This window comes from Geobacillus sp. TFV-3 (assembly GCF_009901865.1).
GTDB lineage: Bacteria > Bacillota > Bacilli > Bacillales > Anoxybacillaceae > Geobacillus > Geobacillus thermoleovorans_A.
In genome coordinates this window covers 3,177,978-3,200,554 of record NZ_MPSP01000001.1, presented here as the reverse complement: position 1 = coordinate 3,200,554, position 22,577 = coordinate 3,177,978, and the positions used below count along the sequence as shown (strand labels likewise).

General features: G+C 48.9%; 21 protein-coding genes and 5 pseudogenes. 18 read left to right on the top strand and 8 right to left on the bottom strand.

Features of this window, described 5'->3' with window-relative positions:
- Nucleotides 1-127: 127 nt before the first annotated feature.
- The 9 genes and pseudogenes from BJQ97_RS16230 to BJQ97_RS17795 all read left to right on the top strand — a co-directional run.
- A complete protein-coding gene (locus BJQ97_RS16230; RefSeq protein WP_160157369.1) occupies nt 128-265 on the top strand; it encodes a hypothetical protein in 138 nt (45 codons plus the stop codon).
- Between the two features lie 12 nt (nt 266-277).
- Complete coding sequence (gene csx2 / locus BJQ97_RS16225) at nt 278-1,672, top strand: TIGR02221 family CRISPR-associated protein (protein WP_236567308.1); 1,395 nt, start codon at nt 278-280, stop codon at nt 1,670-1,672.
- Nucleotides 1,673-1,756: 84 nt separating this feature from the next.
- Nucleotides 1,757-2,164, top strand: a pseudogene (locus tag BJQ97_RS16220) (IS1634 family transposase); the annotation flags it as partial.
- 112 nt (nt 2,165-2,276) lie between these two features.
- Nucleotides 2,277-3,803: a YifB family Mg chelatase-like AAA ATPase gene (locus tag BJQ97_RS16215; protein ID WP_160157367.1), complete on the top strand. Its 1,527-nt coding sequence runs from the start codon at nt 2,277-2,279 to the stop codon at nt 3,801-3,803.
- 5 nt (nt 3,804-3,808) lie between these two features.
- Nucleotides 3,809-4,354 carry a transposase gene (locus BJQ97_RS16210; protein ID WP_160157366.1) on the top strand — a complete coding sequence of 182 codons (546 nt, stop codon included), beginning with the start codon at nt 3,809-3,811 and terminating at the stop codon, nt 4,352-4,354.
- A 281-nt stretch (nt 4,355-4,635) separates the two neighbouring features.
- Complete coding sequence (locus BJQ97_RS18110) at nt 4,636-4,866, top strand: DUF3467 domain-containing protein (protein WP_328718916.1); 231 nt, start codon at nt 4,636-4,638, stop codon at nt 4,864-4,866.
- Nucleotides 4,866-5,261 (top strand): hypothetical protein, encoded by a 396-nt coding sequence (locus BJQ97_RS16200; protein ID WP_160157365.1) that lies wholly within the window; start codon nt 4,866-4,868, stop codon nt 5,259-5,261. Before BJQ97_RS18110 ends, BJQ97_RS16200 begins: the two co-directional genes overlap by 1 nt.
- Nucleotides 5,230-5,487 carry a DUF2283 domain-containing protein gene (locus BJQ97_RS16195; protein ID WP_011888351.1) on the top strand — a complete coding sequence of 86 codons (258 nt, stop codon included), beginning with the start codon at nt 5,230-5,232 and terminating at the stop codon, nt 5,485-5,487. Before BJQ97_RS16200 ends, BJQ97_RS16195 begins: the two co-directional genes overlap by 32 nt.
- 28 nt (nt 5,488-5,515) lie before the next feature.
- Nucleotides 5,516-5,677, top strand: a pseudogene (locus BJQ97_RS17795) (UDP-glucose 4-epimerase GalE); the annotation flags it as partial.
- A gap of 803 nt (nt 5,678-6,480) precedes the next feature.
- On the opposite strand, the gene BJQ97_RS16185 reads toward BJQ97_RS17795, so the two are convergent.
- On the bottom strand, nt 6,481-6,933 hold the full coding sequence (locus tag BJQ97_RS16185; protein ID WP_160157364.1) for an N-acetyltransferase: 453 nt from the start codon (nt 6,931-6,933) through the stop codon (nt 6,481-6,483).
- Between the two features lie 347 nt (nt 6,934-7,280).
- Here BJQ97_RS16185 and BJQ97_RS17790 point away from each other — a divergent pair, with 347 nt between their 5' ends.
- The gene (locus BJQ97_RS17790; protein ID WP_160157363.1) at nt 7,281-7,610 is read left to right on the top strand and encodes a GmrSD restriction endonuclease domain-containing protein; all 330 of its coding nucleotides are present in this window, start codon (nt 7,281-7,283) and stop codon (nt 7,608-7,610) included.
- Between the two features lie 527 nt (nt 7,611-8,137).
- On the opposite strand, the gene BJQ97_RS16175 is transcribed toward BJQ97_RS17790, so the two are convergent.
- From BJQ97_RS16175 to BJQ97_RS17785, 3 genes are all read right to left on the bottom strand, one after another.
- The gene (locus BJQ97_RS16175; protein ID WP_015864165.1) at nt 8,138-8,938 is read right to left on the bottom strand and encodes an ExeA family protein; all 801 of its coding nucleotides are present in this window, start codon (nt 8,936-8,938) and stop codon (nt 8,138-8,140) included.
- Nucleotides 8,931-10,184, bottom strand: coding sequence for an IS481 family transposase (locus tag BJQ97_RS16170; RefSeq protein ID WP_160157362.1), 1,254 nt, complete (start codon nt 10,182-10,184; stop codon nt 8,931-8,933). Before BJQ97_RS16170 ends, BJQ97_RS16175 begins: the two co-directional genes overlap by 8 nt.
- Before the next feature lie 152 nt (nt 10,185-10,336).
- Nucleotides 10,337-10,882, bottom strand: a complete 546-nt coding sequence (locus tag BJQ97_RS17785) for a DUF6431 domain-containing protein (RefSeq protein ID WP_015864164.1) — start codon at nt 10,880-10,882, stop codon at nt 10,337-10,339.
- Between the two features lie 374 nt (nt 10,883-11,256).
- Between BJQ97_RS17785 and BJQ97_RS16160 the strand changes: the two genes are divergently transcribed.
- Nucleotides 11,257-11,646: a retropepsin-like aspartic protease gene (locus BJQ97_RS16160; protein ID WP_160157361.1), complete on the top strand. Its 390-nt coding sequence runs from the start codon at nt 11,257-11,259 to the stop codon at nt 11,644-11,646.
- 322 nt (nt 11,647-11,968) lie between these two features.
- Here the strand turns inward: BJQ97_RS16160 and BJQ97_RS16155 are convergent, their stop codons facing one another.
- From BJQ97_RS16155 to BJQ97_RS16145, 3 genes and pseudogenes are all read right to left on the bottom strand, one after another.
- Nucleotides 11,969-13,006 carry an RpnC/YadD family protein gene (locus BJQ97_RS16155; protein WP_160157360.1) on the bottom strand — a complete coding sequence of 346 codons (1,038 nt, stop codon included), beginning with the start codon at nt 13,004-13,006 and terminating at the stop codon, nt 11,969-11,971.
- Nucleotides 13,007-13,225: 219 nt separating this feature from the next.
- Nucleotides 13,226-13,537 (bottom strand): annotated as a pseudogene (locus BJQ97_RS16150) (L,D-transpeptidase); the annotation flags it as partial.
- Between the two features lie 27 nt (nt 13,538-13,564).
- On the bottom strand, nt 13,565-14,059 hold the full coding sequence (locus BJQ97_RS16145; RefSeq protein ID WP_160157359.1) for a hypothetical protein: 495 nt from the start codon (nt 14,057-14,059) through the stop codon (nt 13,565-13,567).
- A gap of 241 nt (nt 14,060-14,300) precedes the next feature.
- Between BJQ97_RS16145 and BJQ97_RS16140 the strand changes: the two genes are divergently transcribed.
- Together BJQ97_RS16140 and BJQ97_RS16135 are read left to right on the top strand one after the other, a co-directional pair.
- Nucleotides 14,301-15,233 (top strand): DMT family transporter, encoded by a 933-nt coding sequence (locus tag BJQ97_RS16140; protein WP_160157358.1) that lies wholly within the window; start codon nt 14,301-14,303, stop codon nt 15,231-15,233.
- Between the two features lie 3 nt (nt 15,234-15,236).
- Nucleotides 15,237-15,656 (top strand): annotated as a pseudogene (locus BJQ97_RS16135) (RpnC/YadD family protein); the annotation flags it as partial.
- A gap of 55 nt (nt 15,657-15,711) precedes the next feature.
- Here the strand turns inward: BJQ97_RS16135 and BJQ97_RS16130 are convergent.
- Nucleotides 15,712-16,725: a substrate-binding domain-containing protein gene (locus tag BJQ97_RS16130; protein ID WP_160157357.1), complete on the bottom strand. Its 1,014-nt coding sequence runs from the start codon at nt 16,723-16,725 to the stop codon at nt 15,712-15,714.
- Between the two features lie 469 nt (nt 16,726-17,194).
- On the opposite strand from BJQ97_RS16130, the gene BJQ97_RS16125 reads away from it, so the two are divergent.
- The 5 genes and pseudogenes from BJQ97_RS16125 (at nt 17,195) to BJQ97_RS16105 (ending at nt 22,265) form a co-directional block, all read left to right on the top strand.
- Nucleotides 17,195-18,520 carry an extracellular solute-binding protein gene (locus tag BJQ97_RS16125; protein ID WP_160157356.1) on the top strand — a complete coding sequence of 442 codons (1,326 nt, stop codon included), beginning with the start codon at nt 17,195-17,197 and terminating at the stop codon, nt 18,518-18,520.
- A gap of 1 nt (nt 18,521) precedes the next feature.
- On the top strand, nt 18,522-19,400 hold the full coding sequence (locus BJQ97_RS16120; protein ID WP_160157355.1) for a carbohydrate ABC transporter permease: 879 nt from the start codon (nt 18,522-18,524) through the stop codon (nt 19,398-19,400).
- Nucleotides 19,387-20,217: a carbohydrate ABC transporter permease gene (locus BJQ97_RS16115; RefSeq protein WP_160157354.1), complete on the top strand. Its 831-nt coding sequence runs from the start codon at nt 19,387-19,389 to the stop codon at nt 20,215-20,217. Before BJQ97_RS16120 ends, BJQ97_RS16115 begins: the two co-directional genes overlap by 14 nt.
- Nucleotides 20,218-20,257: 40 nt before the next feature.
- The gene (locus BJQ97_RS16110) at nt 20,258-21,205 is read left to right on the top strand and encodes an MTP-1 family protein (RefSeq protein WP_160157353.1); all 948 of its coding nucleotides are present in this window, start codon (nt 20,258-20,260) and stop codon (nt 21,203-21,205) included.
- Between the two features lie 2 nt (nt 21,206-21,207).
- A pseudogene (locus BJQ97_RS16105) lies at nt 21,208-22,265 on the top strand (BtaManbiosPhlase).
- Nucleotides 22,266-22,577: the final 312 nt, after the last annotated feature.

The window sequence follows — 22,577 nt, the reverse complement described above, 5'->3', positions numbered from 1 at the left end:
GGAAATGTTAGGGGCTGGCAAGCCTTTTTTCTTTGCCTTAGGCTCTGCACGTTTCGTTGCAGAACTCTGTATTTTTATTTTGCACTAAACACGCGCGATCAATGCGATTTTAAAAGAAGTGATGAACTTGCCGCTGCATCATGACTTTCGCGTCGACTCGGCCGACACATCGATTCATCATTTTATCGTGAACAATAAGCAAACGCTCATTCGCCATATTAACCATACCGACCATTTAGTGTTTTTGCATGCGGAAGTAAAATGAAAAACGGGGGATATGATGATAAAGTTTTTATCGTTTTTAGGCAAGGGAACATATCGTCCGACGGTTTACTATTTAGGGGAGAAAAAAGCGGCAGAAACCCCTTACATTCAGTGCGCCGTGTTGGATGTGTTGTTTCAGCACGGAACGGCTGTCGATGAGGCGGTCATTTTTGTGACCAAAGAAGCGCGGGACAAACACGAAGCCAATTTATCGCAAGAATTCGATTCCTTGCAGCAACGAGCACCGTTTCGTTATCGGTTCGTTTCCATTCCTACCGACTTGCATGGCGATCAAGTTTGGAACGTATTTGAAATTGTGAGCAACGCGCTAGAGGAAGGCGATGAAATTATTTTTGACATTACCCATTCTTTCCGCTATCAGCCAATGCTGGCGCTGTTGACGCTTCATTACGCGCGGGTGGTGAAGCGGATTCGCGTGCGTGGAATTTACCATGGATTATTTGATCCTGAACTAAAATGGCAAGAATGGCCGATCGTGGATGTCACTGCGTTTGCTGACATGCAAGATTGGATTACGAACGTGTATGCGTATATTCAATCGGGAAATACGAGAGCCATGGTGGAATGGATTCATGACCGTGATCGGATGATCCGCCGCCAGGAACAAAAAACGACATCGGATTTGAAAGCAATAAGCCAGATGGCGAAAACGCTGCAGGAGCTGACGAATTCTTTGCAGACGAACCGCGCGCCGTTCATTGCCGGGAAGGCGGCAGCGGCGCTACAGGCGATCGAACAATTACAGACCGTTGAGACGCTCCGCCCGATGTTTCGTCCGTTAAACGAACTGCACGAAAAAATGCAGCGCGATATTCGTCAGCTTGCTGCTGAAGATGATATCCGCTCGGGACTAGCGGCGATTGAATGGTGCATTTCCCACGGTTTGACCCAGCAGGCCTACACGATGGCAAGCGAGCTGTGCACGACGGCGATCTGCCTGAAAAACGGATTGGATCCGACCGGGAAGAAAAAAGTGTTCATTTCCAAGAAGAATAACGAACAAGCAGAGGAAAGCAACAAAACAAGTGAGCAAGCTATCACAAGAAAGATGAGTGAAAGAGAAATTGGCGACAAGATATTAACATATGCGGTGAAAGTAAACAGCAATGAAAAAGACGCCATGATTGACCCGCAAATCTATAACGACTATCTCCCGGCAATTAAGGAGCTGCTTTCCTATCCGAAACTGCTTGAAACTGTAGGTAATATTCGCGACTACCGCAATGATATTAACCACGCCGGCTGGAGGCCGGATCCGCTGCAAAGCGAAATTTTCCGCAAAAAGTTTGATGAATGGTTTCCAACATTTCGCACCTCTCTGTTGGTGTATTGGACGGGTGATAGTTTAGAAGAGGGTGCATCCGTCGCAAAACAGACCATATCTTAAAAATGTACGCAGCCTGAATGTAGGGCTGCTTTTTTTATGGGCAAAAAATTGAATTGGCAGTGAATGGTTGTTTTCTAACTCACGATCGAAGAAACGGAACGAACGAAAGTAAAACGTGGCCGCCCCAAAAAAGGAACCGAACCTGAAAAGGAGACGGTCTATACGATTCATCTCGATATCGAATGGGATAAAGAAGCATGGGAAAAGGAAAAACGCCGCGCTTCCCGTTTTGTCCTCGTCACGACCGTTCCGGTCGAGTGGCAGGACAAAACCATGGACGGAAAGGAGATTTTAGCCCTCTATAAGGGTCAAGTGAACGTAGAGATGAACTTCTCTTTCTTAAAGGATCCGTTTTTTACGGATGAAATTTACGTGAAGAAACCGCAACGGGTGCTGGTGTTGGGATATCTGTTTTTGTTGGCGCTCGTCGTGTACCGGGTATTCCAACGCCGGGTACGGCAAGTTATCACCAACGAACGCCCATTCATGGGTGGTGCCTGTCACCACCCGAAATTTGTCGAAATATTGGTAATTGAAAGGTAAAGGGGAGGGTATTACAATGATGAGTGAGAACTAATGTTCTGTTATTGGGAGGGATGGATGAGTGACGGTGAAGATTTTAAGCATTGGGTTGAGGGGGTTAGAAGGGTATCGGGTGCAGGTGGAGGCGCAGGAGGTGCCGGGGATTGCGGCGATGGTGATTGTTGGGTTGCCGGATGCGTCGGTGAAAGAGGCAAAGAAACGTGTTCTTGCTTCGCTTTATGCTTTCGGATGCGACTTTTTTGATAAAAGGCTTGTTGTTCATTTGTCTCCGCCGGAGCGGAAAAAGCATAGCCTGATGTTTGATTTGGCGATGGCGATTGGGATTTTGAAGGAAATGGGCAAGCTGACAGCGCCGGTTTCCTCCGATGCAGCGTTTTTAGGTTCGTTATCGTTGGATGGAACGATTCAGCCGGTGGATGGCATGCTTCCAGCGATATTGGCGGCAAAGAAGCTCGGTTTTCAAAAAGTATACCTTCCGTATGATTCCACACTTCCGCTTCATCATTTGAAAGATCTCGATTGTATCTTTGTTCAGACATTGGAAGAAACGGTGCAATATCTGCAAGGACAACGTGTTCTTTCGTTATCCCCAGCTTTTCGCACTCCTGAAATTACGAACTCCCAGCGAAAACATCATCGGGATTTTCAATCGATTATTGGCCATCATCAAGCAAAGCGAGCATTGGAGATCGCAGCGGCAGGCGGACATCACGTGTTAATGGTTGGACCGCCTGGGTGCGGGAAAAGTTTGTTGGCGGAAACGTTTCCGACGATTTTGCCGAGCCTTTCACATGATGCGCAGTTAGAGGTGATCAGTTTGTACCAGCTGGCAGGGGAAAAAATCGAGAGCGGCCATCCGCCTTTTCGTCATCCGCATCATTCCGCTTCATCGGTTTCTTTAATTGGCGGGGGAACGCACCCAAAGCCTGGCGAAGTGTCGCTGGCACATCGCGGTGTTTTGTTTCTCGATGAAATGGCGGAATTTGCAAAAAAGACGCTGGATATGCTTCGCCAGCCGTTAGAGACGGGGAAAGTGACGATTAGCCGTATTTCGTCGACGGTGACATATCCCGCGGACTTTATTTTGCTTGGGGCGATGAATCCATGTCTGTGTGGATATTTAGGCTCAAGAACGCGCTATTGCACATGTAGTCCGAAACAAATTCAAGCGTATCGAAATCGTGTTTCCGGACCGATTTATGACCGGATGGATGTTTTATTATCATTGGAAGTCATTGATTTCACCAAAGAAACGAGGGTTTCGGAATCTTCGGAAACCATAAGGAAAAGAGTAGAAGAAGCAAGAAGAAAGCAATATGAACGTTACGGAAAAGAAATAACGAATGGGCGTGTTCCTTTTGAGTTATTAATGGAAAAAAGCCCGCTTGCCAAAAGGCAGCAACATCTATTGCAGCAATGGGCATCCCAGCATCAATGGAGCAATCGTGTACAAACGAAAATCATTCGGCTGGCAAGGACCATTTCCGATTTAAAGGGAACCGAAGAGATAGCGGATGAATCGCTTTGGGAAGCGATGACGCTAAGGTGGCTGAAAACATATACGAAGCAACAGGCAACAGCGAGGTAAAAAGAATGGGACGGCAAAAGCGGATCTGGGTGCCCCATCGGTTTTATCATATCGTTTGCCGCGGCAATCGGCGTGATCCCCTATTCAAGGAAACAAATGATTTTCTCGCTTTTCTCCATATCCTCCACCAGCTTCACGAAAAAATCCCTTTTGAAATAGCCGCATATTGCCTTATGACGAATCACTTTCACCTGCAGCTGCGCTCACAACAGGAGCCGATTTCGAAAGTCATGGCGCTCATGAACAAACGGTATGCGAATTATTATAATACTCGCTATCGTTTGACGGGACATGTATTTGAAAAGCGTTATTATGGTAAATTGATTGACAATCACAGCGGAATGTTGGAAGTGAGTCGATATATTCATCTCAATCCTGTAGAAGCTCATATGGTGCATGCGCCGGAACATTACCGATGGAGTAGTTTTTATTTGTATATGCATCCAAAATCGCTGCCTCCGAAATTTATGAATATGGATGCATTATTAGATTACTTTTCAGGCACAAAAACAGAGCGGAAGAAAAAATATGCTGAATTTGTGAGGGGGTGAGGGTATGAGGGGGTGAGGGTATCTGTCACTTGTCAGCCATCGAAAGCGCGTGGAAATGGCATCAGCGGAAAGGACGATGATTAGGCCGCCCCTTGGTGGGGCGGTTTATTTATAGGCATTTTCTATATACAGCGGTTTCCCTAATGAAATGAGTGCAAGAAAATTCTTTAAGGTGTAAAATATAATTACAATACCGTTTTAAAAGGGAGAGGAAAGGTATATGGAAGGGAATATGGAAAAGAGACCCTTCAATGTTTATTGTAATTCCATTAGTTTAAAGTATGAGTCTTCATGATATTATCCTTAATCTTCAACAGCAATCGCCCGATGAGAATATATACCTCGGAAAGGTTACTATGAGCCCACAACACGCTAAACAATTTGCCTATTTGTTATTGAATTACATTAAGCAGTATGAAGAGATATTCGGTGAAATCCCTTCCCCGCCAAGCAAGGAAAAGATTCAGGAACTTTCGCAATTAGGTATTATTGGTGTGAAGAGTGAGCAATAATGGAAGGTAACAAGATCAATACAGACTACATATTTATAACTGAGGACCCTCTAGGCAGAGAGGTGCGGCTTAAAAGCACAACATGGAATTATCATATTGTTGGTGGGGATCATACAAGGGAAGAGTTTATAGGCCAAGAAGATATGGTCAAGAGCGTCATTCAAGATCCTTGTTTTATATTGCCAAATAATCCGGACGATCGGCATGATACAAGACAAAAATATATAGATCTTGTGCAATTGCCTAAGTTTAAGTCGCTAAAGGCGTTGGTCGTTATTGTCGACCATGAAGACGAAGCGTATGGTGACGTTGTTACCGTCATCGCCAAAAGCAGGTTAAACCAAGAGACAGGAGGTGCGATTTATGTTCGTCCAAAATTTACAGGAAAACGTTAAATACTCCTATGACTATGATCACGATGTTCTTTATATTTATTTGGGCGAACCAAAAGTGTCGTACGATGACGAAGCAGCTCCTGGTGTGTTTATCCGGTTTTCTGAAGAGGATGAGGTCATCACTGGCATTGTGATTATGGACTACAAGAAGCGGGATATTGAGCGTATAAAGAAGTTTATACCGGTGAATATTAATTTTCATATGATTAACGAACAAATCCATTAGTTTTGGCCGATTTTGCCTCTGCTATGGGCTCGACGATGTCGTCCTTCGCTATTTCAATGCCGCTGGGGCGCACGAGTCGGGGGGAATTGGCGAAGACCATAACCCGGAAACGCATTTGATTCCGCTTGTCTTGCAGCACTTGTTAGGCCAGCGCGACAAAATTTCCGTTTTCGGTACGGACTATGATACTTTTCCGTGAAAATCCACGCGCCTTGATGCGTCATTTTCATGCCCGGGTGGAGGGCAAAACGTTGCCCATGGAACTTTTTGGTGATGAATCGTTTTTTTGGTTAACAGCAATCCGTGAATCTCGTTGTTTGGCAGCTCTGTTTTTTGAGGATATCAAATCTAGGAGTGTTGATTAATCATTAGTTTGCTGTCTTTTTTTACTTTTATGAAACTTATATTTTCCAAAAAAGGATGAATATTCATGAATGTTCTCTTGTTAGTTATTTCATGGTTTATTATTTTATTCAGCTTGATGATTCATCATTCCGATGCGTTCATTTATCGGTTTAATCCAAACGTAGTATCAATTAGCGATGAAAGGTATTTTTATACTTTGGTGCCTACCTTTTTCAATATCCTACTTTTATTTTTCCAAATTAAGTTTTTGAGGGAGAGAAAAACAACGATCCATAAAATCTTGTTTGTTACGCTTATCATTAATAGTATATTGTTTTTATATTATGTTCTTTACCAATTTTTTGAATAAATTCAAAATTATTGGCCCGTTAACACAACATGTACATGGCAAGCGAGGCGTTTTCTTGAGCCGTCATGTATGATTTACGGTTTTTTCCTATGGGTGCAAGTAAGACAGGATCTGAAATAGTCAAGTACAACTTTTGGTGAAGATTCTTTGTTTATTTCATTTACTAATGTTTAGGAATGTAAAAGGGACGGACGAGGGCTTGGTTCGTCGCCTGCCTCGGAGCGAGTGTTTCCAAGCAAATCTCCCACCTTTTCGCGGTTGCGCAGGTGGGAGGAGGATCAAATGTATTTCATCATGGCCGTTTCATCGCAACAGTCCAGTTTCGGGCAGTTGACACAGTCAATCCACACTTTTTCCGGCAGCGTTGATTTGTCCACGACTTCAAATCCGCATTTTTGAAAGAACTCGACTTGGTAGGTGAAGGATATCAATCGTTTCACCCCGAGTCTGGCTGCTTCGTCGGCAATATGGTTGACGAGCATGCGGCCGATTCCTTTCCCCATGTGATCGGGAGACACGACTAACGAACGGACTTCTCCAAGATCGTGCCCCAAAATGTGCAATCCAGCCACTCCGACGATTTGGCCGCTCTCCCTTGCGACATACATGCATTGCAAGTGCTGGTAGATGGACAATAGCGAGCGGGGCAGCACCAACCCTTTTTTTGCATAGTGTTGAATGAGCGCATGCATCTCTTTTACATCGCTGGTGACGGCATGGTCGATTTGCATTCGGATCCCTCGCGATCGATAATAAGTGTTCATTTATAAATATACAATATTTTGTTTTTATATTCAAACATTGATTTTCTTTGATCGTGATTAGGCATAAGGTCACAAGGGTGATGATGGGGTGAGAATGTTTCTGTAAAAAGTTTCACAGCAGAAGAAGGAAGAGCAATACAATTGTTGAAGGAAAAAAGTGGTTTTCCTGAAAACGGGGATGCCGTCATGGAAAGGGGGATGTCGATCTTACGTGGTGGAGGGCAGTAATATGGCTTGGATGACGGAATATTGGTAAGCTGTTGAATCGTATTGTAGTGTGGGAGAGGACTTTTCGTGAAACGATGAGGAAGAAAATGGGCGCTATTACGACGTTTGACAGCACGGTAGAGAGCCTGCTTGATTTGCTTGAAAGCATTCAAGAATGCCGAACACAACTTCCCGATTTTCAGAGAGGCTGGGTTTGGGATGACGAGCGGATTCGAAATTTGTTGATCAGTGTTTCTCTCTCTTATCCCATCGGTGCGGTAATGATGCTGCAGACGGGAAATCCCAATGTCCGATTGCAAACGCATGTCATTGATGTCGCATCCATGAGAGCCGATGATTTCGAGCAGTTTTTTGAAAAAAGAAGACTTGCCTTGTTGGGGCTGATCGAGCGGGTGATGGGCAAGGAAGTGGAGTGAGCAGCACGGGCTGATGCTTTATGAGAGAGGTTTTGGTCTATAGAAAATACGTACGATGGGAGCGGTGATTTTCATTAGGGCGGAATCGGTAATGGCCACGACGGCGATTCCAAGCAAAATTCCGGCCAATCCTGCTTTCCATTGATGCTGCTTTCGTATTGATTCGATCACTCTCTTTTACTGATATAGAAAAATCGTTCCCTTATGCTGTCTTATGGCGCAATCTGCGTTATACTGAAAGAATGGAATGGGACAATAAGGAGAGGAGGAAAGCAGAATGAAATGGGAAGACGTTTGTCAAGCGTTTCCGAACCGTTGGGTGTAAATTAGCACATTATTTCAGAATCCCTTTTTCAAATTATTTCAGGCGGATTCGGAAATAATGTGCAAAATTTTTGCGGATTGTTCCGGATTTTGCACATTCTTTCGGAACGTTTGCACGCTCTTTCAGATGAAGATTTCCAGCGCGCCTGATGGACCGATGGAAAAGAGAAAGCACAAAAGAGGCCGATTCGGCCCCTTTCGTGCTAATACCCCATTTCCTCTGCGGCCATGCGCACCACTTCTTCGTCAATGGCGTCCTTTTTCAGCTGATACCCGTATAACAGGCACGTCGTGGCCAACGTGTTGATCACCCGAGGCCATCCCCGCGACTGCAGGGCAATCGCCTCTAACGCCGATGGAGTGAAGATCGGATGCTTCGCCCCGGCCTGTTTCATCCGATGCTCGATGTAGCCCGCCACCTCTTCCTTCTCCAGCGGCCCCATCCGGTATCGCATGATGATCCGCTGATCGAGAGGGCGGTGCTGATTGAGCCGCAGCTTCCCCTGTAAATGGGGCAGCCCGGCCAAAATCAAGACAAATGGGTTGGTCGAATCCATCTCAAAGTTGAACAAGATGGCGATGTCCTGTAAAAATGCATCCTTTGCTAAATGCATCTCGTCCAAAATGAACACCGGCGTGATCCGTCGTTCATGATACAATCGCTCGATCGCCTGCTGGATTTGGCGGAAGAGGTCTACCTTGCGGTACTTCGGTTCCTCTCCTAATCCCAAGGCCAGTCCACGGTAAAAATCCATCACGCCTCCGGTGGATAACGGAAAGTAGACGACATGATACAATGATGGATTCAATGACTCTTTCAGCGCCCGAAGGGCGAACGTCTTGCCCGCCCCCGGCTCTCCGATCAACAGCCCGATCCCCCGGGTTCGTTTCACGTACTCCAGCGCCCGCAACGCTTCCTGAAATGGCGCCCCTTGATACGCCTCGGACGGGTCTGTTTCTTTCGCAAACGGCTCCCGCGAAAGGGAGTAAAACGATTTATACACCGTGTTCTCCCTCCTTCGCCGGAATCGCCGCAAACGGGGACCGATGGCGTTTTACATAGGCGTTGTCCTCCAAACGAACTCGAACGGCCTCCGCCACCTTCCTTCCATCTTCGTACACATAGACGCCCCGTTCATCATAGCGGAGTTCAATCGATTGCCCAATGAACTGGGGCGGCACTTCATACAGCTGCTTGTTCAAGGTGATCGTTCCATCGGCTTTGACCTTGCGGTGCTCCCGTTTCAGAAAAATCGCATCCAGCCAATCGCCATCTTCGATGAACGACACGAGATGCACTTGCGATTGAAACACCTCATGCGGCGTTTTTCCGTCCAGTGAGGCGTGCGGTTTTCGATGATACTCCTCTTCAAGCCACCTCCAAAAGCGCTCGTTCAGCTCTTCGAGCGACTTCGGGGGATCCAACTCCAGCAGCGGATAAAACCGCGTCTGTACGGTGCGGAAGAACCGTTCGATTTTCCCTTTGCTTTGCGGATCATACGGCTGGGTGTGGATGAGCGTAATCCCCATCTCGGCGCACGCATACTGCAGCACCTCGGATCGATAAATTTTCCCGTTGTCCGAGTAAATGCGCTTCGGCTTCCCGCAACGAAGCACCGCTTCCTTCGTGACGATCCGCAGCCCGTCAAACTTCTCCGAAGGGAAAAACTGCGCGTACGGCACCAACCGCGAGCAGTCATCGATATAGGCGATCAAAAACGTTTTCTGGGCTTTCCCATTGACTCGAATCGTTTGTCCATGGGATAAGTCCCCTTGCCAAAGCTCATTGATCTGGTCATACGCAAAGCGTTTTCGCTCCGGCATGGGCAAAATTTCTTTCCCGACAAGGTTGTGTTTTTTCAATAATCGGTATATAGTAAAGTAAGAGGTATGGTTTTCTGGGATTTCCCCCTGCTCGATTAGGTGTTCGTAGAACACCGTCACGGGCATGGTGGGATGTTCTTTTCTTAGGGCTAAAATATGATCCTCATCATCGGGCGACAGACGCCTTGAGTGGCCGCGGTCCGAACGGCGCTTCGGCTTTAAGGCGTCAAAGCCCCCTTTTTTGTATCGGGTGCACCAATCGAGGATCGTCTTGGCTGCGATTCGCTTGTCGCCCTGGTGGGGAACATGGTGCACTCGCTCGCTCACCTCTTTCAGATACGTCTTCGGTTCCACCTGCCCATTCACCAACGGAGCGATTAGCCCGTACCGAAACAGGGCAATGTCGTGTCTCATCGACTCATCCATTCGAATCTCCTCCTGGTCTCACTTGGAATCAGGACCGTTCCGGTCCTCCTGCCCTTATCGTACCGAATTGCTTTTTCTCCGTCGATAGGAAAGGTTTGTGGGAACATCAATCATTTCCAATTTAGGATATATATGTAAAATAAGGATCCCATTTAATTTGCAAAAGGGTGTCGGAATCCGTCCTCCCACATCTCTCTGATGACCGAATAGAGACCGTGTTCCTCCAACGTCCGGATCCACCAAGAAGCCCGTTCCTTTTCTTTTTTCACGATAGGGCCTATGATCCTCCACCGCCTCGCAAAAAAGCTATGAAGGTTTGATAGGTTTCGGTAGAACCGTCGGACATAAAAGATGATGCCGTCCTTTGTCGGGAGGAACGGAGCCTGGTTCGTCCCCTCGGTCAATCCCAACTGTTCTTTCACAACTTGCCATACGGCGGACAACGTATACTGAAAATACGGGAGGAGAAAGGAAGGCAGCACACTCACCGTCTTCAAGCATTCCCGACAGCGATACCGGACAATCCAAATGCGATAATCACCATGTGGGGTCAATGCGTTTCGCTCATAGTAACCGTGGCGGTGCAACGGGCGCTTGGCCCGGCAATGCGGACACTGTGTCAGAAGAGGGAAGTCGTTTTCTTTTCCACGCTCTGCATACGTTTGGACGTCAATGCCAAAGTCATGAAATTGAATCACGTCCTCCTCCCCTCCTCTGAACCGATGGATTTTCTCTTCCGAAATAATTCACAAAAAATTTAGCACATTCTTTCAGAAAAGGGGAGAGGGCTTTCTGAAAGAATGTGCAAAAAAATGGCTCTTTTGTTCCGAAATAAAGTGATAATTTACACGTTGGGTGTTGATCGAAGCGGTGGATGCTTATACCAATGAGGACAACAAACGGATTTTAAATGAGATTGTTCCGATCGAAGCGTTTTCTGATCCAATGGAAGCCATGCGGGCATATAAGCGGCTTCATAAAGAAACTCCTCATCGGGAATTGTACGTTCTTCACACGAATCGGAAAGAAATCAATATTTCCGAACGGAGATGGGCGGGGGGGGGTGGAGGGGATGATGCCGCTTCATATAGAGGACGGGTTGTTGCTCACGGCATTGCGGCTCACACATCGAGGGAAGACCATAGAGTTCCGCAGAGCGTTGGTTGATACTGGATCAACAGGGACGATCGTCTTCGCAGATCAGGCCGCAAAGATCGGGATTGTTCCGGAAGAACATGATGTCATTTATCGAATTAGCGGGGTAGGGGGAACGGAGTTTGTTTACGCAAAGACGGTGGATGAGGTGATGATCGGATCGATCGGAATCAAGCATTTTGAAGTAGAATTGGGAGCGATGGAGTACGGTGTTGAGTTAGATGCCATTATCGGCCTCGATTGTCTTCTCTATATTGGAGCTATTATTGACTTGGAAGCTCTGTCTCTCTATAGCAAAAGGGTTTGAGTTTCCACTTCGTGATGATTTTCCGTATGAGCGTCCCCCTATTCTCCAAACTCGTTTGTTATGTTTTCTGCGATACGAATCGACTAGGTTTTCAGCTGCTCTCTCATTTGGAGAAAAGAAGGCCAGTTTGGATGGTGAAAAAAACTGTGCGGCCGGGATGATCCGTTTTCCACTGTCTCCAAAACATTGGTACGCCTCGATTTTCCCTCGATGTTTATATCGGTTATACCACCTTTGTTAGAGAAACAAGAGAGATGGAGATCTTGCCGAGCGGCAAAGGGCCGACGAAAAGAGCCGCGTGGTTGCGGCTCTTTTGCGCTGCCTATTTGTCCATTTCCTTCGCTAAATCGGCGACTTCGGCGACGGTCAGCCCGGTTCGTTTGGCGATCTCGTGAATGGGCAGGACGTCAAGCAAATTTTTGGCGATTTCCATGGCCTTCCGTTTTTCCGTTTGCTTGATCGCTTGTTCTTTTTCCTGCATCGCTCTTTGCACTGCTTGTTCTTTTTCTTGCATTGCTCTTTGCACTGCTTGTTCTTTTTCCTGCATCGCTCTTTGTACTGCTTGTTCTTTTTCCTGCATCGCTCTTTGTACTGCTTGTTCTTTTTCCTGCATCACTTTCTTCAACATTTCTTCTTTTTCTTGTTCGAGTTCTTCGACTAACAGACGGAACACTTTGTTCATTTTGATCCACTCCTTTACTTTTTCGGCGTATGATCGGTCGATGAATTTGTCTGTGGCGGTCAGCACGCCGGCGATGATGTGCAGCTGTTTCGGTTCGTCGTCGATCGTTTTGGCCAGTTCGATCGTTTTTTCGATCATCGTTTGCCGGTCGAAGCGGGTGTGCATGAGCGGTACGAGGATGAGCTTCATCGTTTCTTCCGGGGTGAGCGGTTCGCCGTTGCGGACTTTTTCTTCGATGGCATGGAAAATCGCGTCCCCGTTGAATTCACCAAGCAGCACCGCTTTGGAGGAAAGAAGCACGTCTCCGGCGTCAAGCTGTTCGCGGGCGTTTGTGACATCGCTTGTGTAAAGGACGACGATCCGAATCGGCCGGATTCGTTTTTCCTGTTGGTAGTATGTGTGAAGCATTCGACAGGCATAATCCAAATACTTCAAATGGTTGTCAATGAATCGTTCGTTGCTTTCATACTCAAGGAGAAGAATGGAATCGTCTTCGAGAAGAAATACGGTATCGGCGCGTCTTTCATCCGCCCGTACGGACGGAAATTCGGTTGGAAGCAATGCTTTGATCCGCGGGAGTCCGTGAAGTCCGTATACATCGAGGGCTTGGTTTTGGTACAATGCGCTGAGTGATTTGAACAAGATGTCCTTGGCGTGATGCGAGATCCCGCCTGCCATTGTCTCAGCTCCATTCATTTTTGTCTCTATTATACCGCTTGTTCGATTGGTTGTCATCTTCCACCTTGAACGGAATAGTGTTGTCCATTCCGGATGAACGGCCGCCTTGCTTAAAATCCAAGACTGTTCAAAAAGTACTCCTCAGCAGACAAAACGGTTTCTCGTCAGTGGATGTCCGGTAAAACAGACTGTCATGGCGAATTACCATTGGTTTTGCCCTCACGGCCGGATGAACACTTCCGTTCCATTCGGGACGATCGAAGCGAGTTTGAGCACGTCTTTGTTGTGCATGCGGATGCATCCTTTTGATACGTATTTGCCGATCGAGGACGGGTCGTTCGTGCCGTGAATGCCGTAATGGATTTTGGACAAGCTTAGCCACATCGCGCCAAACGGCCAGCCGGGATTCAGCTGGCGGTTGACGATGACAAAATCGCCGACGGGTGTGGCGGTGACCATTTTGCCGACGCCGATCGGATACGTGCGGATCGTTCGCCCTTTATATTTCAATGTCAATTGCCGGCGGCTGATTGGAGGGAAACAGCGGTCACCAGCTTCCTAGTGTGAGAAAGCAGACCGCTTTGAGTTGTAAGGGAACAGGATTTTCCATTCCCCTTTCTCCTTAGCGACAAATACATCTTGATGAATCTCGAACACGCCAAAGGCGCTATGGAACGTCTGGATGACGCGGACGCGGTAGACGTTTTTGAGCGGCTTGCTTCTATCAGACATCGACCATGAAGGCAACGACTCGATGTCATCGATGCGGTATTCGAACGTTTTCGCGCCGAAATCTTGCATAAAGACGTGGGTGCGGCGTTGGATGTAGACGTCTTTTGGGAATTTCTTTTTCATCAGCGGGTGAAACAGCTCCCACGAGCTGCCAAAATCCCCTGCTTGTTCGTAGTGGTAAAACGTTTGGACGACTTGCCTTGCATCGCGGCGTTCGCTCGAAAGAACGAATGACAGCACGATGGCGCAAACGGCGGCGAGGACCAAAATGAGAACAGCTGTCCTTGCGGCGATCTTCTTTTGTCGGTAGCGTGGGAACATCAGCCTCTCTCCTCTCTTGGTACGATGATATGCCAAGACGGTCGGGAATATGGGGAAGAGAACGTGCATTTTCGTCAAAAAATGGGCGGTGATGTAGTACAATAGATGGCAGGAGAGGGAAAGCGGAACGAGTATCTTTGCTTGCACGGTGCTTTTTCTCTAGTTAAGCGGAGCGTAAATCGGCTCCGTTTTTCCTTTGGCGTTCCGCTGAAAACAGAGTATGCAGGAGAGGTAGAGAACGATGCGGAAATCATCCATTTATGCGCTGCTGGTCGCCATCATGGTTGCTTGGGGGTTGAACGTGACGGCGTTAAAAATTCTTGTAGAGCATTTTTCGCCCGTCGCGTTGACGGCGCTGCGCATTCTAACGGCCGGGTTGGTCGTGCTTTTGTTTTTATGGGGGATCGGCAAGCTTCAAAAGGTCGGTTGGAAGGAGGCGAAACAGATCGGCTTGGCCGCGTTGTTTAGCGTCGTCGCCCACCACTTTTTCCTTGCCGTTGGGTTGACGAAGACAACGGCGGTGAATGCGGGTCTTGTGTTAGGGCTTGTGCCGCTTGTGACAGCGCTGCTGGCGATCATATTTTTAGGACAGCGGCCGACGTTGTTTCGGCTGCTTGGCATCGTGCTCGGGTTTTTTGGTGTCGTGTTTGTCGTGGCGAGCGGCGACGGAGGCCTTGGCCATTTGTCCATTGGGGATGTGTACGTCTTTTTGGCTGTCTTGGCGCAAGGGATCAGCTTTATTATGATCAAAAAGGCGACGGTCGAGGCGCGGGTGATGACCGGGTGGATGCTTCTGTTCGGGTCGGTATGGCTGTTTGTTTTAAGTTTTGTGCTCGAGCCGCGCGGGATGGCGAGTTTGAAGGAAGGGACGCTTCCGCTTTGGATGATTTTCCTCGCGTCGGCCGTTTTGGCGACGGCGCTCGGCCATATGTTTTACAACCAGGCCGTGCAGCATCTCGGGCCTGCGGAATCGGCGGTGTTCATCAACTTGAATCCGTTCTTTTCGCTTCTTGGGGCGCATTGGCTGCTTGGCGAGCCGATTTCGTCGATGCAGCTGGCTGGTTTTCTTTTCATCGTCGTGGGCGTGTTGTTTGGCAGCGGGGGAATGGATGATGTGATCGCCCGCTTCCGCCGGGCGAAAATGGCGGCTGGGGGAAGGAAGGTGGGGATGTAGCAGCCGGTGACGGCTTCGTTGCTTAGCAAAATGGGTTATACTGAAAATGAACGAGTGGAACTGAAAAAGCAATTTTTGCGCATGTTGGTGCGTCTCGAGCTAGACGAGGCAAGACAGCGTTTGTTGATCGTCTTTTTTGAAACGTATGTGAAGCTGTCCGATGATGAAGAACAACAGCTCCGAAGCGAGGTGGAACAAATGGAGACGAAAGAAAAAGAACGCGTGCTGGAATTGATCATTTCGTACGAGCAAAAGGGAAAAATTCAAGGCCGAAAGGAAGGACGCAAATTGGGAGCGGAACAGGAAAAACGGCACATTGCGAAACGGGTGTTGATAAAAGGGTTTGACGCATAAACGATTCACGAACTGACCGGATTGCCTGTGGCGGAGATTGAGGAAATGAAACAAAGCGGCTTCAAGTGAATGGGAATGAACCACCGCACGCCGCTCGTAAAACAGGCGGGGCAAAAGCCCCGCCCTAGCGCTTTGGTTTCGTTGCGGTCGATTCCCGTTTGATCAGTTTTGTGGACAATAACACTTCTTGGAACGGTTCGTTCGGGTTGTCCCACCGCCATCGCAACAGCTCTACCGCTCGTTTGCCGTAACGTTTCAAATCGATGTCGACGGTTGTGATTTTCGGCGTCGCGATTTGCGACAGCTGGCCGTTGTCAAAGCTGCAGACGGAAACGTCATCGGGCACTTTTAGTCCGTATTGTTGCAGGCCGGTGGTGACGAAAAAGCCAAGTCCGTCATTGACGCAAAACCAGGCGGTCGGCTGCCGTTTCAGTCCGCGGATGTAGCTCGTGATGGCGGTCTCGTCCTCTTGCGCGTGGCGGAACATCCACTCTTCGTTCGGTTTCACCCCATAGTCTTTCAGCGCCAACAAATACCCTTCATATCGTTCTTGATAGCTCGGCGAGTAGTTGATGTCGCCGACAAACGCGATGTCGGTATGGTTGAGCTCCAACAAATGCTGGACGGCGGCATACGCCCCGAACCGATTGTTCGTCAGCACCGCATCGGCTGGAATGTTCGGGTGGTGATGGTCGACAAGGACGGTCGGGATGCCTGTGGCGATGATTTGTTGAATGTACTCGGTGCTGATATGGGAAAGGACGATCACCCCGTCGACTTGTTTTTCCTCGATGAACGAAGGCAAAAGAAGCTGTTCTTTTTGCTCTTTGTTCACCGATTGGATGTGCAGCTTCATGCCGCGTGACAGCGCTTCCTGTTCAATGCTTAAATAAATTTCGCCGAAAAATTTCAATGAAAACGTGCGGTCGGAGGCGATGAGCGCGATTTGCTTCGGCGGTTTGCCGCGCGATTTCGCGCGGGAGGCGGGATATTCATACCCCATTTCTTTGGCCACGCGCTTCACAAGTTCCCTCGTTTCCTCGCTGACTCCTTCTTTGCCGCGCAGCGCTTGCGAGACCGAGTTTTTGGAAATGTTCAATCGATCGGCGATGTCTTGCATGGTGACGCGTTTTTTCATGCACTACCTCCACTTGTTCGCTATTTTTTGCCGACAAGGGCGACAATTGCGATTTCTCGTTTCTCATAGTTCAAGTATACATCGAAATCTTGAAGGTTGTTTCCGCTTTCGCGGCGTTTGGTTTCTTGCTTTCTTTAGTTCAAGTATACCTCCTTGTGAAAATGAAAGACATGCAAACCTCCGGAAAAATATATTATATACGGAACGGTATTGTAACGTTACAAATATTAATTGTCAAGTTAATGCCTTATGTCAACGTTCATTACTTTTTTTGTCTTTTCTGCAAAAAGAAGTTGACTATTCATTTAAACCATGAAATAATGTCATTGTAACGTGATAAAAACATTTAATTTTAGTTGACAAAGTTGTCCGTCTCAGTGATTTGTCATGAGAAGGGGAGGGTTTTCTGAGGCGTTTGTTTATGTAAGCGTTTTATCAACTGCTCATCCATACAAGGGGGGAATGGACGATGAACAAGCGCAAGTGGTTCAAGCTGGCTGCGTTGTTGATGGCTGCCGCGGTGATTGGAACAGGTTGTCAAGGACAGACGGACAAGGAACAAGGGCAGAAGAAGGGAGGATCGACCGTACAAATTGATTTTTGGGCGGCGCCGAACCCGACGCAGCAAGCATTCTGGAAGAAGATGGCGGATCGCTATATGGAAGAGCATCAAAACGTGAAAATCAAAGTATCGCCGATGCCGGAAAGCCCTTCTTCAGAGGCGGGGATTCAGTCGGCGATTGCGGCGGGAAACGCGCCGGTCATTTCGGAAAACATCTCCCGCGGGTTTGCCGCACAGCTGGCGGACAGCCGGGCGATTGTGCCGCTCGACCAAATTGAAGGGTTTGATGATGTAATTGCCAAGCGGCAAATGAAGAGCACGATTTCAACATGGAAATTTGCCGATGGCCATCAATATGTGCTGCCGATTTACTCAAACGCCATGCTGTTTGGGTGGCGAATCGATATTCTGAAAGAATTGGGATATAACGCTCCGCCGAAGACGTACAGCGAAGTCATTGAAGTCGGCAAAAAGCTGAAAGAAAAATATCCGAACAAGTTTCTATGGGCGAGAGCCGATTTGGTCAAACCGACGTGGTGGGCGAGATGGTTTGACTTCTTCATGATTTACAATGCGGCGTCGAATGGGACGCATTTCATCGATGGGAACAAGTTGAGTGCGGATCGTGACGCAGGGGTGAAGACGCTCCAGTTTTTCGCTGATTTAAGCAAAAACAAGCTCGTGTTGACGAAAGAGACGAAAGACCCGTTTGAAAGCGGTACATCGGTGATGTCTGATTTAGGGCCGTGGACGTTCCCGTATTGGGCCGAGAAGTTCCCGGAAATGAAGTTTAACGAGAAATACATTTTGTCGATGCCGCCTGTGCCTGATGGCATGGACCCGTCGCAGTCGAAAACGTTCGCCGATACAAAAGGGTTGGTCATTTACGCTTCGGCCACGAAAGAGCAGCAACAAGCCGCGTTTGATTTTGTCAAATGGGTGTATTCCGACCCGCAAAACGATTTGGAATGGCTGAAAGAAACGAATTTGCCGCCGGCGCGGGACGACTTGTCGACGAACGAGGCGTTTGTCTCCTATTTTGAACAAAATCCGCAGCTGAAACTGTATGCGGAAAACATTCCGAACGCCATACCGCCGATGGACAACGCGAAAATGGTTGAGATTCAAGAGCTGATCGGCAAGGAGGCGTTGAATCCGGTCGTCAAAGGCGAGAAAACCCCAGAAAAAGCGTGGGAGGACATGGAAAAGGCGATCAATGGGGTGTTAAAATAACATGAATAAACACGCGTCAAAAGTGGGTTGGCTGCTTGCCAGCCCATACCTTGTCTATTCCGCTGTTTTCTTTTTGATTCCCCTGTTTTGGGCGTTATATCTCGCTTTTACGAACTGGAACTTGATTTCTCCAGAATACGAGACAGTTGGAATGCAAAACTTCATTGACGCTTTCTTCAGCCCGAGCGTGCGGGCGGCGTTTTGGGTGACGTATAAGTTTATGTTGATGTTCGTGCCGATCGTGATTGCAGGCTCGCTGCTTTTGGCGCTGATCCTTCACCATCTTCCTCGGTGGAAAGGATTGTTTGCCGTCGGATATTTTTTGCCGTACTTGGCGTCAGGGGTGGCGTCATCGATCGTCGTGAAAGGCGTCATTTCCTACAACAGCCCGTTGAATCAATTTTTGCGGGACGCGTTTGGCTGGGATGTTGACTGGCTTGGGTCGCCGATATTAGCCCCGCTCGTCATTGCGCTCATGATGGCGTGGAAGTTTGTCGGATATTATGCGCTGCTGTTTTTGTCCGGCTTGGAGAGCATCCCGAAAGAAGTGTATGAAGCGGCCGAAATCGATGGGGCGGTCGGCTGGAAGCGGGTTTGGCACGTGACGATTCCGATGCTGTATCCTTCGTTTTATACTGTGACGATTTTGGCGGTCGGCTTGATGTTTGGCATTTTCACCGAACCGTATGTGCTGACAGGCGGCGGGCCGGAGTATGCGACCCATACGTGGCAGCTGGAGATTTACAACCAGGCGTTTGAAAAACTGAATGCGGGTTACGGAACAGCGGTCGCGATCATCAATTCGATCGTCACCTTTGCGTCGATTTTCGTTTTTCGCAAGGTGTTGGAAAAATGGGGTGGCAAACATGGCTGGGAGTAAAACATGGAAGGTCGGATTGCTTTATGTGTTGGCGTTTGCCGTTTTGGCCGTCATGGTGTTTCCGTATTTGTATATGGTGTTAGGTTCTCTCGCCCCATGGGATGAAGTCGACCGAAAGCTTATCCCGTCATCATTGACGCTTCGTTCGTATGAATGGCTGTTTCAAGGCGGGGAAGATGTCGTGCCGCGGCCGTGGCTTCGGGCGTTTTTCAACAGTTTGCTCGTCACGTCGGCGTCAACGTTGTTGATGCTCGTGACGGCGGTGATGGTCGGCTATGCGTTGTCGAAGGTGAAATTTAAGGGAAGACAGTGGGTCAACAACGCGATTTTGTTTCAAATGTTCTATCCATCGATCATTTTGCTCATTCCGCTGTTTTTGATCGTTCGGTATTTCGGTTGGTACAACACGTATTGGGCGATGATCGTGCCGAAGGCGGTCAACTTGTGGGCCATCTTTATGTACACGAACTTTTTCCGCGGCATTCCCGATGAATTGATCGAAGCGGCCAAGATGGATGGAGCGGGCCATTTCACCATCATTCGCCGCATTGTCTGGCCGATGTCGCGGTCGATCACAACGATCATTTTCTTGTTCCTTTTTATGGAACGATGGGTGGAACTGCTTTGGGATATGCTTGTGGTGAATAACGAAAAGATGTTGACGTTAAACGTTTTGTTGGCGCAAATGTTTGGACCGTACGGCGGATACCCGGGGCCGATGTACGCCGCCTCGGTGCTTCTCACGCTGCCGATTTTGATTTTGTTCCTTTTGTTTAGCAGGAATTTTAAAGAAGGCATGCAGTTCATATTAAAATAATAGAATCATCATGATGGAAGAGGGAGCAGGGAGAGACGTGATGCAGACAAGGACGCCGACGATGAAAACATGCAAGACACTGCTTGAGGAATTCCAGCGCGCGCCGCAGCCGCTTTGGGCGGAGAAGCTCGTGTTTGCCGGCGTTGGAGGGCGCGATGTGTACAACATTTCCGCTCCGTTCGAAGACGATGGCGAATGGGTCATTGCCGGACGGGTGGAGGCAAGAGACAGCGAGCAATCAGAAGTATACTTTTTCGTCGAGCGTGAAGGAACGTGGGTGCCGCGGGAAGGGGCGCCGGTGTTCGCTTTGCAGGATCCGTTTGTTTCGCGGGTGCACGGGCATCTCGTGTTTGGCGGCGTGGAGACGTTTCCGCATCCCGTGCTTCACGGGAAGCTGTATTGGCGGACGGTGTTTTACCGTGGAAAAACGATCAAGGAATTGGAGCATTTTTCCACCGGTCCCGACGGGATGAAAGACATCCGCCTTGTTGAGCTGCGGGATGGGTCGGTCGGGGTGTTCACCCGTCCGCAAGGGGAAAAAGGCGGACGCGGAAAAATCGGCTTCATCCGCATCGGCACGCTTGACGAGTTGACGGTGGAGGCGATTGAGAGGGCTCCATTGATTGACGGCCAATTTGCCGATGAAGAATGGGGCGGCGCCAATGAGGCGCATTTGCTTGATAACGGGCTTGTCGGCGTCCTTGGCCATATCGCTTGTTTTGATCAGGAGCGGAACCGTCATTATTATCCGATGGCGTTCGCGTTCAATCCCGATACGGGGGAAGCGTCGGACATGGAGCTGATCGCGACAAGATCCCATTTTCTCGACGGCCCGGCGAAGCGTCCGGATTTGGTGGATGTCGTGTTTAGCGGCGGGTTGATTCGCAAAGGGGACGGAACGGCCGATTTTTACGCTGGAACGAGTGATGCGGAAGCGCAAAAACTAACAATTGTTGATCCATTTACGAAATATGAAAGGCAGGGGTGACGATGCACCTTTACCGCTACGAAGAAAACCCGCTCATTACGCCGAAAGACGTGCCGCCGTACCACGACGGGTTTGAAGTGATCGGGGCGTTTAACGCCGGGGTGGCGATGTTTCAAGGGGAAGTGCTGCTTTTGCTTCGGGTGGCCGAGCGGCCCGTTTCGGATGATCCGAACATTGTGAAAGCGCCGGTGTGGAATCCAGAGACGGGGAAGGTCGATATTTACGAATTTCGCAAAGACGATCCGCGCTATGATTTTTCCGATCCGCGCGTCATTAAAGAGGCGGGGGCCGATCGGTTTGCCTATTTGACGTCGCTTTCGTATTTGCGCCTCGCGCGGAGCCGGGACGGGCGGCGGTTTGTGATCGACGACCGTCCGTTCGTCTACCCGTCGAATGAGCTCGAGATGTTTGGCATTGAAGACCCGCGCATTACGTACATGGACGGCACGTATTACATTTACTTCAGCGCCGTTTCGCCGAAAGGAGTCGGCGAGGCGATGGTGTCGACAACGGATTTTCGGACGGTGACGCACCACGGCATGATTTTCGCCCCGGAAAACAAAGATGTGCTCATTTTTCCGGAGAAGATCAACGGCAAATATTACGCCCTCCATCGCCCAGTGCCAAGAAGCAACGGCCGCCCCGAAGTGTGGATCGCCGAGTCGGAGAATCTGCTTCATTGGGGGAATCACCGCTTTTTGTTCGGTCTGCGTGAAGGAAAGTGGGACAGCGCCCGCATCGGCGGGGGGCGGTGCCGATCAAAACAGAGCACGGCTGGCTCGAGTTGTACCACGGCGCGTCGGATGACCACCGCTACTGCATGGGGGCGGTGCTGTTGGATTTGGACGATCCGGCAAAAGTCATCGCCCGCTCGGAGCGGCCGCTTGTCGAGCCGGAAGCGGATTATGAGGTGAACGGGTTTTTCGGCCGCGTCGTGTTCTCGTGCGGTGCGCTCGTTGACGGTGATATTGTGAAAATGTATTACGGCGCCGCCGATACGTCGATGGCGTGCGTCGAGCTGAAGCTTAGCGAGATTTTGGCTTCGCTTGTGAAAGGGTGACGCGCGTTGCGGCATCAGAACAGAAACGCCTGGATGACCGGGCGTTTCTTTTTTGGTTTGTTGCGAAAATACGGTGCATGAAATAGGCTCTAGAATGGGTGGTGGCGGAATGAAAAAAGCAGCTCCATCATATCTGTTTTCAAGTTGAGAAACTTTATAAGCGTTGCCCTTCTCTTCTTCGGAAGAAATGGTTGTTTTTCACCGGTCGTTTCATAAAGAGACTGGATTTCCCGATTTGACAAACGATGTTGTTGAACGATAGTTTCCGCTCCCTCACCGTCTTCCTAAACGGGCCAACTGTATGGCCCCATT